The following is a 10,921-nucleotide window of genomic DNA, read 5'->3' on the forward strand; positions in this document are numbered from 1 at the left end:
GCGGATGGTGCGCCAAGGGGATAGACGCCGCACGGGGGTTTCGTGACGGTACTGGTGCACAGTCAACGGGCCGACACACGTGATTCTTCAAGGGGATTGTCGCGCCCGGCTGCTGACTGAGAGTGAAATATGATTTCTCGCGGCGTCCGGGTGACGATCGGTGCGTCCGGGTGAACGGGCCGGTCGATACGATGCCCCAGGTGGGGTCCGTGCCGTGGCGCCGAAACGCCGTTGACGGACCGTCAGTAGTCGTCCGGCCACGCACCGACCACCGGTGGACCGCGCACGCGACGCGCCGGGCGCACGGGGGAGCACACGGGGGGAACGTCTTGTTCGGAATCGTCAGGCCCTGCGCCCATCGCCTCGGCGACGGGCTCAAGACCCAGTGGATGGCGCACTTGTGCGGGCTCTGTCTCGCGCTGCGCGGGGACCACGGGCAGTTCGCACGCGTCGTCACCAACTACGACGGGCTCATCATCTCGGTCCTGACGGAGGCTCAGGCCGAGCGCGCCACCGGCTGGCGGCGCACCGCGGGCCCCTGCCCGCTGCGCGGCATGCGCACCGCGTCGGTCGCCCGCGGCGAGGGCGCGCGGCTCGCCGCCGCCGTCTCGCTCGTGCTGGCCTCCGCGAAGGTGCGCGACCACGTCGTCGACGGCGACGGCCTGTTGGCCCGCAGGCCGGTGGCCGCCGCGGCGCGCCGGGTCGCCGGGCACTGGGCCCTGGCGGGCGCGCGCACCGGCGCCGACGTGGGCTTCGACACGGCCGTCCTCGTCGACGCGGTGGAGCGGCAGGAGGGCATCGAGGCCCTGGCGGGCCCCGGCACGTCCCTGCTGACCGTCACCGAGCCCACCGAGACGGCCACCGCGGCCGCCTTCGCGCACACCGCCGTCCTCGCGGGCCGCCCCGGCAACGCGGAGCCGCTCGCCGAGGCGGGGCGGCTCTTCGGCCGGCTCGCGCATCTGCTCGACGCCGTGGAGGACCGGCAGGCCGACGCCGCCGCGGGCGCCTGGAACCCGATCACGGCCACCGGCGCCACGGCCGCGGAGGCGCGCCGCCTCGCCGACGACGCGCTGCACGGCATCCGGCTCGCGCTCGGCGAGGTGGAGTTCACCGACGCCAAGCTCGCGCACTTCCTGCTCGTGCACGAGCTGGCCCGGTCGGTGGACCGGGCGTTCGGGACGGCGTCGTGCGGGCACGCCCCGCACGTGGGGCGCGGCGCGACCGGCCTCGACGTGACGGCGTACGACGGTTCGCACGGCGGCCCGTACGGCGGCGGGAGCGGGCAGGGGCCCTACGGCGGTTCCGGAGGCTACGGCGGCGGGTCGCCGTACGGGGACGGCGGGGCCCACTACGGCGGCGCGGCCGGGGGTGGCCACGGCGGTTCGGCCGGCGGCGACGGCCACGGCGGCGGAGGCTTCGGCCCCTGGTCGGGGGAGCCGAAGAAGCCGCGCGGCTTCTGGGCGGGCTGCTTCGTCGCGATCGGCCTGTGCTGCACGTGCCAGCTGTGCTGCGCCCGCGAGTACGAGGGGCCGTGGTCCCGGAAGAAGCGCAAGGGCGCCTGCCGGGACTGTGACTGCCCGTGCGAGTGCTGCGAGTGCTGTGCGTGCGACTGCTGACGTTCAAGGTGACGCCGGGTCAGTCCTTGATCTCCGGCGGTGAGATCCGGGACGTCTCGATCGCTGACGCCCGGGTGCCCCACTTCTTCAGGATGCGGTCGTACGTACCGTCCTCGATGAGCTGATTGACCGCCGCCTGGAACGCGGGCGCCAGCTTCGTGCCCTTCTTGAACGCGAAGCCCACGTCCAGGCGGTGGAACTCGCCGAGGAACTTCAGGCCCGGCTGCTGCTTGACCGCGTACCGCAGGCCGTTGATGGTCGACATCACCACGTCGCTGCGGCCCTGTTGCAGGGAGCCCCAGATCGCGCCCTGCTCGGTGTACGTCTTCACGCTGTACGGCTTCTTGCCCGCGTCCGCGCACACGTGCTTGTTGTCCTCAAGCGTCACCTCGAACGTGGTGCCCGCGCCGGTGGCCACGTTCAGGCCGCACAGCTGACGGAAGTCCGTGACCTTCTTCAGCTTGCTGTCGTCGCGGACGGCGAAGCCCTGGCCGTCGTTGATGTAGGTGACGAAGTCGATCGTCCTGCGCCGCTCCTCGGTGACGCCGAAGTTGCCGGTGCCCAGGTCGTACTTGCCGCTGCCGAGGGCGGGCAGGATCGCCTCGAAGCTCGCGGTCTCCCGCTCCAGACGCAGGCCGAGGGCCTTGGCGACGGCCTGGGCGAAGTCGATGTCCTGGCCGACGACGGTCTTGCCGTCCTCCAGGTACGCGGAGCCCGGTGGGGTGCCGCCGACGCTGGTGGCGATTCTGAGGGTGCCGCGTTCGCGGACGTCGGGTGGCAGGAGTCCCGCCGCCTTCGCGTCCTTCTCGACCGACGACACCACGTCCGTCGTCGGGAGCTTGCCGCTCCCGCCCGCGGACCCCGCGCCCGCCGCGGTGTCGGACGCGTCGCCGGAGCCGCACGCGGTGAGCGCGAGCGCGGCGGCGGTGATCAGGGCGAAGGCGGAAAGGGACGTGCGGGACGTGCGCATGGCGTGACGTTCTCCGGGGTCGGGGCACGGGAGCGGGCCGGGGAGGGAAGGCGGAGGAAGGGCGAGGGGCAGGCGAGGGGAGGGGTGTGGCCGCGTACGCGTACGCGTGTGAAGGCGGGGGCAACCGCGCGCGGGGCGCGGGAGTTACGGGAGTGCGGACGTACGGGACGGCGTGCGTACGGGGGTACGGACGAGCCGCGCACGGGAGTGCGGAAGTACGGGAGTGCGGAAGTGCCGGAGTGCGGAAGTGCCGGGGTGCCGGAGTACGGAAGTGCCGGGATGCCGAGGTGCCGGGATGCCGGAGTACGGCCGTGCCGAGTGCCGGAATGCCGGAGAAATGTGAGACGACCGGTACGGATGGTGGGACGCGGTGGGCGAAGGGCCCGGAGGCGCGGCGGGGCGGTCGGCTCAGGAGAGCGTCAACAAGACGCCGACCACACGCGACCGAAGTCGATGTGGGAGCGCGTGACCAGCCACTGCTGCGGATGCATGAGCACAAGTGGAACAGGCATCCGGAAGGGCGTCAACTGCGTTGAGACGTACGGCTCATATTCTGGACGGATGCCTGGGACGGCTTCCGGGACGGCCTTGACAGCGGGCGCGACGTGCCACGTAGTCTCAGGAGACGGACCCGTGCTGAGGGGCTCGGTCCGTGCGGGCCCGTCGGCCCACCGTGGCCCGCGTGCCGCACGCGGCGCATGTGAAGGCACCACTCGCACCATCGGAGCCTTCGCATGTCATCCGACGCCCTCACCAAGGTGGCCGTCCACCGCCCCGATCCCCCCGACCGGCATCCGGCCGAACCGCGCATCGTGCCCCGGCGCCACCTCGGCCAGTGGGCCGCCGCCCTCGTCGTCGTCGCGGCGCTCGCGCTCGCCCTGAACTCCGTCGTGCGCAACGACGCCTTCCAGTGGGAGGTCGTCGGCGACTACTTCACCACCGCCGCCGTGCTGCGCGGACTGTGGCTCACGCTGTGGCTGACCGCCGCCGTGATGGTGCTCGGCTTCGCGCTCGGCACCCTGCTCGGCCTCGGCCGGCTTTCGAGCAACCCCGTGCTGCGGGCGGTCAGTTGGGGCTACGTCTGGTTCTTCCGTTCGATGCCGATCCTGGTGCAGCTCCTCTTCTGGTTCAACATCGGCGCGCTGTACCCGACGCTGCTCGGCGTCCGGACCGTGGACCTGCTCGGGCCCGTCACCATCGCCGTCATCGGGCTCACGCTGCACGAGGCCGCGTACGCCGCCGAGGTCGTGCGCGGCGGCATCCTCTCCGTCGACCGGGGCCAGACCGAGGCCGCGCAGTCCCTCGGGCTCGGCCGGTGGCGCCGCTTCCGAAGAATCGTTCTGCCGCAGGCCATGCGCTCCATCGTGCCCCCGGCGGGCAACATGCTGATCGGCACCCTCAAGGGCACCTCGATCGTCAGCGTCATCGCCGTACAGGACCTGCTGTACTCCGTGCAGCTGGTGTACCACCGCACCTACCAGGTCATCCCGCTGCTGCTCGTCGCCACGCTCTGGTACGTCGCCGTCACCTCCGTGCTCAGCGTCGGACAGCACTACGTGGAGCGGCACTACGCGCGCGGCTCGGAGCTCGCCCGATGAGCACCGCGACGGCCCCGTCGACGGTGGCGGGGACGCCCACGCTCGTGATCGTGGGCGCGGGCCCGCGCGCCACCGGCCTCATCGAGCGCATCGCCGCCAACGCGCCGACCCTGTACGCCGGTGCGCGCCTGGACATCCACCTCGTCGACCCCTACCCGCCGGGACCCGGGCGGATCTGGCGGCAGCGGCAGTCGCCGCTGCTCTGGATGAACTCGCACGCCCAGGACGTCACCCTCTTCACCGACGACACGGTGGAGGTGGCGGGGCCCGTCCGGCCGGGGCCCGCGCTGCACGAGTGGGCGGGCGTCGACGGGCAGACCTTCGCCGGGCGCCCCACGCAGGGCGCCTATCTGCGCTGGGTGTACGAGACGTCCGTGGCCGCGCTGCCGCCCGGCATCGCCGTCCACCACCACGCCCGCCGCGCCCTGCGCCTCACCGGGCCCCGGTCGGGCCGCCAGCGGGTGTGGCTCGAAGGCAGCGCGCGGCCCCTCGTCGGCGACCTCGTGATCCTCGCCCAGGGCCACCTCGACGCCGAACCCGACGCCGAGCAGCGGCACCTGGCGCGGTACGCCCGGCGGCACGGGCTCGTGCACCTGCCGCCCGACTTCACCGCGGACAGCGACCTCAGCGCCCTCGAAGCCGGGCAGAAGGTGCTGGTGCGCGGCTTCGGGCTCGCCTTCGTCGACCTCATGGTGCTCCTCACCGAGGGGCGCGGCGGGCGCTACGACGGCGACACCTACGTGCCGTCGGGCCGCGAGCCGGTCCTGTACGTCGGCTCGCGGCGCGGCGTGCCGTACCACTCCAAGCTCGGCTACACCTGGGACGACGGCGAACGGCCGCCGCTGCCCCGCTATCTGGGCCCGGCCGAGATCGACGAACTGCTCGCCCGGCCCGGCGGCTTCGACTTCGGGCGCGACGTGTGGCCGCTGATCGAGAAGGAGCTGGGCTTCGCCCACTACCACCGGCTCTTCGGCGCGCACCCCGAGCGCACGGCCGTCGCCTGGCACGACTTCGACGAGAAGTACGCGTCCTGCCCGCCCGGCAGCCCCGAACTGCACGCCCTAGTCTCCGCCGCCGTGCCCGACCCCGCCGACCGGCTCGACCTCACCGCCCTCGACCACCCGCTGGACGGCGTCCGGCACTCCTCGTACGCGGGGCTCCAGGAGGGGCTGCGGGCCTACATCACCGCCGACCTGACCCGTCGTCACGACCCCGCGCACAGCCCCGACCTCGCCGTCTTCCTCGGTCTGCTCTCCGTCTACGGGCAGCTGACCCGGCTCGGCGACATCGGGCCCTGGTGGCACGGCTACTTCAGCTACCTCGCGTCGGGGCCGCCCGGGCCGCGCCTTCGCCAGCTGCTCGCCCTGTCCCGCGCGGGCATCGTGCGGTTCCTCGGCGCGGACCTGCGCGTCGAGGCCCGCGACGGGGTGTTCCGGGCCAGCAGCGCCACCGTGCCCGGACAGCACGTGGCGGCCCGCGCCCTGGTGGAGGCGCGCCTTCCGCAGCCCACGCTCGCCCGCACCCGCGACCCGCTGCTGCGCGCCCTGCACGCCGAGGGGGTGGCCGAGACGCCCGACGGGCTGCTCGCCGTCGACCCCGCCGACGGCCGCGTACGGGACCGCGCGGGCAGTCCGCACCCGCGCCGCTTCGCCCTCGGCCCGCACACCGACGCGCGCGGCGCGGGCGCCTTCACCCGGCCGCGCACCAACAGCCCGTCCTTCCGGCAGAACGACGCCACCGCGCGCGCCGTTCTCACCTTCCTGCACGAGGCCGGGCGGTGACCGCCGCCCGAGAGAGGTGTTCTCCGATGTCCGCAAGCCCACCCCCCGGCCGTGGCCCGCTGCATCTGGCCGCCGCCGTGGACCTGCCCGGCGCCCACGACGCCGCGTCCTTCGTCGAACTCGCCCGGCTCGCCGAGCACGGCGCCCTCGACTTCGTGACGCTCGGCGACGGCTTCGCCCGCCGCGGGCTCGACGCGCTCGCCGTGCTCTCCCGCGTCGCGCCCGCCACCGGCCGCGTCGGCCTGGTGCCCACCGTCACCACCACGCACACCGAGCCCTTCCACGTGCAGGCGGCCGTGGCCACGCTCGACTGGGTCAGCCACGGCCGGGCCGGCTGGACCGTCGACGTGTCCACGACCGAGGCCGAGGCCAAGCTGTTCGGGCGGCGCCGGGCGGCTCCGCGCGACGCGCTGTGGCGCGAGGCGGGCGAGGTCGCCGACGTCGCCCGTCGGCTGTGGGACAGCTGGGAGGACGACGCCGAGATCCGGGACGTGGCCACCGGCCGCTTCGTCGACCGGGACAAGCTGCACTACGTCGACTTCGAAGGCGCCGCCTTCTCCGTGCGCGGGCCCTCCATCGTCCCCCGGCCGCCGCAGGGCCACCCCGTGGTCGTCGTCGACGCCACCGCCGAGCACACCCGCGACGTGGCCGTCCGGCACGCGGACGTCGCCCTGGTCCGGGCCGCGAGCCCCGCCCAGGCGGGCGCCGCACGGGCCGACCTGCGCGCCCGCGCGACCGCGCTCGGCCGGGATCCGGGGGAACTGCGGGTGCTCGCCGCGCTCGTCGTCGACCTCGGCGGCGGCGAGCACGCCGCGCAGCCGGGGCACGGCGGCGGCCCGCACCCCACCGCCGAAGGACCGCTCTACCGCGGCGGGCCCGTCGACCTGGCCGACCTCATCGCCGCCTGGCACGCGGCGGGCGCCGCCGACGGCTTCCACCTCACGCCCGTGGAGCCGCGGCGCGACCTGGAGCGCCTGGTCAACGGCACGGTCTCGCTGCTCCAGCACCGCGGTCTGTTCCGCACCTTCTACCCCGGCGCCACGCTCCGGGAGCACCTGGGCCTGGCCCGGCCCGCCAACCGCTACGCCGCGCACACGAGGGAGGCGTCATGACGGCCGGTACGCACCGGACCCCCGCGCGCAAGCAGATCCACCTCGCGGCCCACTTCCCCGGCGTGAACAACACCACCGTGTGGGCCGACCCCCGCTCGCGCTCGCAGATCGAGTTCTCGTCGTTCGAGCACCTGGCCCGCACCGCCGAACGCGGGCTCTTCGACTTCTTCTTCCTCGCCGAGGGCCTCCGGCTGCGCGAGCACAAGGGCCGCATCCACGACCTGGACGTCGTCGGCAGGCCCGAGTCCCTCACCGTCCTGAGCGCCCTCGCCGCCGTCACCGACCGGCTCGGCCTGGCCGCCACCGTCAACGCGACCTTCAACGAGCCCTACGAACTCGCCCGCAGGCTCGCCTCGCTCGACCACCTCAGCGGCGGCCGCGCCGCCTGGAACGTCGTCACCTCGTCCGACGCCTTCACCGGCGAGAACTTCCGGCGCGGCGGCTTCCTCGACCGCGCCGACCGCTACACCCGCGCCGCCGAGTTCGTCGCCACCGCACGGGAGCTGTGGGACTCCCGGACGCCCGGGGCGGACGGCGCCCCGGGCGAGCCGCGGCCGGTCGCGCACAACGGGCGGCACTTCACCGTCGCGGGGGAGTTCGGCGTGGACCGGCCGCCGCAGGGCCACCCCGTCGTGATCCAGGCGGGGGACTCGCCCGAGGGCCGGGAGTTCGCCGCGTCGGCCGCCGACGTGATCTTCACCCGGCACGGCACCCTGGAGGCGGGCCGCGCGTTCTACGCGGACGTCAAGGGCCGCCTCGCCCGGTACGGCCGCGCGCCCGATGACCTCAAGATCATGCCCGGCGTCACCTTCGTCCTCGGCGACACCGCGGCCGAGGCGCAGGAGCGGGCCACCGAGATCCGCCGCCAGCAGGTCTCGCCGCAGAACGCCCTCCTGGCCCTGGAGCAGGTGTGGGGCGTCGACCTGTCCGCGTACGACCCGGACGGGCCGCTGCCCGACATCGACCCGGACCCGGAATCGACGCTCGTACAGGGCCGGGTGAAGGTCGGCGACCCCCTCGCCGTCGCGGAGAAGTGGCGCGCCCTGTCCCGGGCCAAGGGCCTGTCGATCCACCAGACCGTCATCGAGACGACGTCCCGGCAGTCCTTCATCGGCACCCCCGCCGCCGTCGCCGAACAGCTCGACGAGTTCGTACGGACCGACGCCGCCGACGGCTTCATCCTCGTCCCGCACCTGACGCCGGGCGGGCTCGACGAGTTCGTCGAACGGGTGGTGCCGCTGCTCCAGGAGCGCGGCGCGTTCCGCACGGAATACGAGGGCGCGACGCTGCGCTCACACCTCGGGCTGCCCGAGCCCGCACGGAAGGGTTGATCACCATGAGTACGACAAGCACCAGCGAGGACACGCTCCGGAACTGGAAGCAGTGGCACGAAGAGCGCGTCGAGACGGTGTCCGCGCCCTACGGCCCGCTGTCCCTCACCGGCACGCACTGGCTCGCCGACCACCCGGACGGCGCCCTGCCGGGGCTTCCGGGCCGCTGGGCCGAGGACGGCGACGAGCTCGTCCTGACCGCGGCCGCCGATGACGGGCTCACCCTCGACGGGCAGCCCTTCTCCGGCACGGCCCGGCTCACCGCCGACCCCGGCCCGGTCACGGCCGCGCGCCTCGCGCTCGGCGAGCGACGCCTCGTCGTGCTGCGCCGCGAAGGCCTGTGGGCGGTGCGCGACTTCGACCCCGACGCCCCGGCGCGCCGCGCCTTCACGGGCATCGAGGCCACCTCGTACGACCCGCGGTTCGCGGTGGCGGGCCGCTTCACCCCGTACGGGGAGGACCGCACCGTGCGGGTGGCCAACGCGGACGGCGTGGAGCGCGGGCTCGGGCTCGGCGGCGAACTCGCCTTCCACCTCGCGGGGCAGGACCACACGCTCCAGGTGAGCGTCGAGGCCGACGGTTCGCTGTGGGCCGTGTTCGCCGACGCCACCAGCGGTGACTCCAGCTACCGCTTCCGCTTCCTGCGCCCTGCCGCACCCGGCGCCGACGGGCGGGTCACGGTCGACTTCAACCGCACGCTGCTGCCGCCGTGCGCCTTCGCCGACCACTTCATCTGCCCGTTCCCGCCGCCGGGCAACACGCTGCGCGTGGGCGTCGCGGCGGGGGAGCGGAACATGGCGCCGCGCTGACCTGTGGCCCCGGTGACGCGTGCCGGTGGTGCGTCACCGGGGCCGTCGGCTGTCCGCGGCTTCGTCGTGGCTGGTCGCGCCCGCGCGGCGGAGCCGCTCAGGGGCCCCTTCAGGGGCACTGTTGGCATTCGGCCATAGCAGCTGGAAATGGCCCCTTGTGCGGTGTGACACCGCACCCCAATACTCCCGTGCAGCGCTTGTCAGGGGCACGGCGTAGCCGGAATCCGTCGTGTCCGATGGCTGCGCCTCACGGGTCCGACCCCCACGGGCCCCCTGACTTCCCTCGGGAGGAACCAGCAGTGAGGATCAAGCGCACCACCCCCCGCGGCGGCATAGCGAGACACTCCCGCACGGTCGCCGTCGCGACCGGCCTCGTGGCCGCCGCCGCCCTCGCCGTACCCGCCGCCAGCGCCGACGAGGCGCGCACGTACAGCGCGTCCGACCTCACGGCGGCCAGTGCCGCCGTCCTCGAAGCGGACGTGGCGGGCACCGCCTGGGGCGTCGACGCGAAGACCGGGAAGGTCGTCGTGACCGCGGACAGCACGGTCTCCGCGGCTGAGCTCGCCAAGGTGAAGAAGGCGGCGGGCGACAAGGCGGGCGCCCTCAGGATCGAGCGCACGCCGGGCACCTTCCAGAAGTACATCTCCGGTGGCGACGCGACCTACGCCGACAGCTGGCGCTGCTCGCTCGGCTTCAACGTGCGCAGCGGCAGCACCTACTACTTCCTCACCGCCGGGCACTGCACCGACGGCGCGGGCACGTGGTGGGCCAACTCCGCGAAGACCACGGTGCTCGGCTCCACGTCGGGCTCCAGCTTCCCCGGCAACGACTACGGCATCGTCAAGTACACCAACAACTCGGTCACCAAGTCCGGCACGGTCGGCAGCCAGGACATCACCCGCGCCGCCGACCCGACGGTCGGCCAGAACGTGACGCGGCGCGGCTCGACCACCGGCACCCACACCGGCCGGGTCACCGCCCTGAACCAGACCGTGAACTACGGCGGCGGCGACGTCGTCAGCGGCCTGATCAAGACCACCGTGTGCGCCGAGCCCGGCGACAGCGGCGGCCCCCTGTACGCGGGCTCCACCGCGCTCGGCCTGACCTCCGGCGGCAGCGGCAACTGCTCCTCCGGCGGTACGACCTTCTTCCAGCCGGTCACCGAGGCGCTGCGGGCGTACAACGTCAGCGTGTACTGACACCGCACCCCGAGCCGTTCCGACGAGCCCCCGCCCGACTTCCGGGCGGGGGCTCGCCCTTGGCGTGCCGGGGGTCTCGCCCTGGGATGGGCAGCGCGTTACCTTCGTACTGCATGCCCTATTCGCCCCATGAGACCCCGGGGGCCGTCGTGGTCGAGGAACTGGTGGCGGCCGGTGCGGCCGTCGCGTCCGTCGGAGCGGTGTACCTGCTGTCCGCGGCGCGCGTCGTCAAGCAGTACGAGCGGGGCGTGGTGCTGCGCCTCGGGCGCTTGCAGCGGGCGGTGCGCGGGCCGGGGTTCACGATGATCGTGCCGTTCGTGGACCGGATGCGCCGGGTCAACATGCAGATCGTGACGATGCCGGTGCCCGCCCAGGAGGGCATCACCCGGGACAACGTCACGGTCCGCGTCGACGCGGTCGTCTACTTCAAGGTTCGCAGATGGCGCAGACCTCGCTGCGCTCCATCATCGGCAAGAGCGACCTGGACGACCTGCTCTCCAACCGC

At 73.7% G+C, this 10,921-nt stretch carries 8 protein-coding genes and 1 pseudogene; 8 read left to right on the forward strand and 1 reads right to left on the reverse strand.

Annotation, left to right across the window (positions count from 1 at the left end):
- Positions 1–329 precede the first annotated feature (329 nt).
- Positions 330–1,616, forward strand: coding sequence for a DUF5685 family protein (locus IG74_RS0129395; RefSeq protein WP_030683543.1), 1,287 nt, complete (start codon positions 330–332; stop codon positions 1,614–1,616).
- Positions 1,617–1,635: 19 nt separating this feature from the next.
- On the opposite strand, the gene IG74_RS0129400 is transcribed toward IG74_RS0129395, so the two are convergent.
- Positions 1,636–2,586: an ABC transporter substrate-binding protein gene (locus tag IG74_RS0129400; protein ID WP_030683544.1), complete on the reverse strand. Its 951-nt coding sequence runs from the start codon at positions 2,584–2,586 to the stop codon at positions 1,636–1,638.
- A 734-nt stretch (positions 2,587–3,320) separates the two neighbouring features.
- On the opposite strand from IG74_RS0129400, the gene IG74_RS0129405 reads away from it, so the two are divergent.
- The 7 genes and pseudogenes from IG74_RS0129405 to IG74_RS0129435 all read left to right on the forward strand — a co-directional run.
- Positions 3,321–4,184: an amino acid ABC transporter permease gene (locus tag IG74_RS0129405; RefSeq protein ID WP_030683545.1), complete on the forward strand. Its 864-nt coding sequence runs from the start codon at positions 3,321–3,323 to the stop codon at positions 4,182–4,184.
- The gene (locus tag IG74_RS0129410) at positions 4,181–5,965 is read left to right on the forward strand and encodes an FAD/NAD(P)-binding protein (protein ID WP_051855609.1); all 1,785 of its coding nucleotides are present in this window, start codon (positions 4,181–4,183) and stop codon (positions 5,963–5,965) included. The genes IG74_RS0129405 and IG74_RS0129410 overlap by 4 nt, the downstream gene beginning before the upstream one ends.
- A 26-nt stretch (positions 5,966–5,991) precedes the next feature.
- Complete coding sequence (locus IG74_RS0129415) at positions 5,992–7,077, forward strand: LLM class flavin-dependent oxidoreductase (protein WP_030683547.1); 1,086 nt, start codon at positions 5,992–5,994, stop codon at positions 7,075–7,077.
- A complete protein-coding gene (locus tag IG74_RS0129420) occupies positions 7,074–8,408 on the forward strand; it encodes an NtaA/DmoA family FMN-dependent monooxygenase (RefSeq protein WP_030683548.1) in 1,335 nt (444 codons plus the stop codon). The genes IG74_RS0129415 and IG74_RS0129420 overlap by 4 nt, the downstream gene beginning before the upstream one ends.
- Positions 8,409–8,413: 5 nt before the next feature.
- Complete coding sequence (locus IG74_RS0129425; protein WP_030683549.1) at positions 8,414–9,217, forward strand: DUF1684 domain-containing protein; 804 nt, start codon at positions 8,414–8,416, stop codon at positions 9,215–9,217.
- A gap of 299 nt (positions 9,218–9,516) precedes the next feature.
- Positions 9,517–10,416 carry a S1 family peptidase gene (locus IG74_RS0129430; protein ID WP_030683552.1) on the forward strand — a complete coding sequence of 300 codons (900 nt, stop codon included), beginning with the start codon at positions 9,517–9,519 and terminating at the stop codon, positions 10,414–10,416.
- A 149-nt stretch (positions 10,417–10,565) separates the two neighbouring features.
- Positions 10,566–10,921: pseudogene (locus IG74_RS0129435) on the forward strand (SPFH domain-containing protein); the annotation flags it as partial.

Origin of the sequence: Streptomyces sp. NRRL B-1347, assembly GCF_000720325.1 — a bacterium.
GTDB lineage: Bacteria > Actinomycetota > Actinomycetes > Streptomycetales > Streptomycetaceae > Streptomyces.